At 71.5% G+C, this 922-nt stretch carries 1 protein-coding gene; it reads left to right on the top strand.

Annotated features, from left to right (window positions below):
- On the top strand, positions 1-922 hold a 922-nt coding region (locus tag DS843_RS31495), incomplete at both ends, for an MBG domain-containing protein (protein WP_286192422.1).

Raw genomic sequence — 922 nt, 5'->3', positions numbered from 1 at the left:
GCTGGAAGAACGGGCAGGGCGACAGCCTGCTCACCGGCCTGACCTACGCCACCGACGCCACGGCCACCTCCAACGTCGGCAGCGGCTACGCCAGCACGGCGAGCGGCGGTACATTGGGCGGCGCGGCGGCGGGCAACTACACGCTGAGCTACGCCACGGGCGGCTTCGCGGTCACCCCGGCTTCGCTGACGGTGACGCCCAACGGCACGATGACCTACGGTTCGACCAGCCCGAGCTTTGGCTTCACCGCCAGCGGCTGGAAGAACGGGCAGAGCGACGCCAACCTGACCAGCCTGTCCTACGCCACCGACGCCACGGCGACCTCGAATGTCGGCAGCTACGCCAGCACGGCGAGCGGCGGTACATTGGGCGGCGCGGCGGCGGGCAACTACACGCTGAGCTACGCCGCGGGCGGCTTCGCGGTCACCCCGGCCGCGCTGACGGTGACGCCCAACGGCACGATGACCTACGGCGCGACCGCTCCCACCTACGCCTTCACCGCCAGCGGCTGGAAGAACGGGCAGGGCGATGCCAACCTCACCGGCCTGTCCTACGCCACCGACGCCACGGCGACCTCGAATGTCGGCAGCTACGCCAGCACGGCGAGCGGCGGCACGCTGGCGGGGGCGGCAGCCGGCAACTACACGCTGAGCTACGCTGCGGGCGGCTTCTCGGTCACCCCGGCCATCCTGACGGTGACCCCGAGCGGCACGATGACCTACGGCGCGACCGCTCCCACCTACGCCTTCACCGCCAGCGGCTGGAAGAACGGGCAGGGCGATGCCAACCTGACCAGCCTGTCCTACGCCACCGACGCCACGGCGACCTCGAATGTCGGCAGCTACGCCAGCACGGCGAGCGGCGGCACGCTGGCGGGGGCGGCAGCCGGCAACTACACGCTGAGCTACGCTGCGGGCGGCTT

The sequence above is a fragment of the Roseomonas genomospecies 6 genome (genome assembly GCF_008365375.1).
Lineage (GTDB): Bacteria > Pseudomonadota > Alphaproteobacteria > Azospirillales > Azospirillaceae > Azospirillum.
Note: the sequence above shows the minus strand (reverse complement) of the source record. Positions and strands in the feature narration are given on the sequence as shown.